General features: G+C 38.3%; 1 rRNA gene. It reads left to right on the top strand.

Annotation, left to right across the window (positions count from 1 at the left end):
* Positions 1 to 215: 215 nt before the first annotated feature.
* Positions 216 to 420: ribosomal RNA gene (locus GQR39_RS20075) — 23S ribosomal RNA — on the top strand; the annotation flags it as partial.

Genomic DNA, 420 nt, shown 5'->3' with positions numbered 1-420 from the left:
TGCTCTTTAAAAATTTGGAAAAGCTGATAATAAAATTCTGATGAATACATTGTATTTATCAAGAGTTTTCAAAAGTAAAAAAAGAATGGTAGCAGTACCATTCAGTGCCATTTAGTTAACTCTTTGAGTTGATTGATTGGTATCTACTTTAGTATTCAATATTGACTTCTGGCGAAGTTAAACTGTCACAAAACAAAGACCCGTTTGGGTTGTATGGTTAAGTGACTAAGCGTACACGGTGGATGCCTTGGCAGTTGGAGGCGATGAAGGACGTATTAACTTGCGATAAGCTTAGTCAAGCTAGTAAAAAGCGCTTGAGACTAAGATTTCCGAATGGGGAAACCCACCTGCTTGCAGGTATCGTTAACTGAATACATAGGTTAACGAGGCGAACGCGGAGAACTGAAACATCTAAGTACC

This window comes from Pseudoalteromonas sp. C8, assembly GCF_011378685.1.
Lineage (GTDB): Bacteria > Pseudomonadota > Gammaproteobacteria > Enterobacterales > Alteromonadaceae > Pseudoalteromonas > Pseudoalteromonas arctica.
This window is presented reverse-complemented; position numbering and strand designations above follow the sequence as displayed.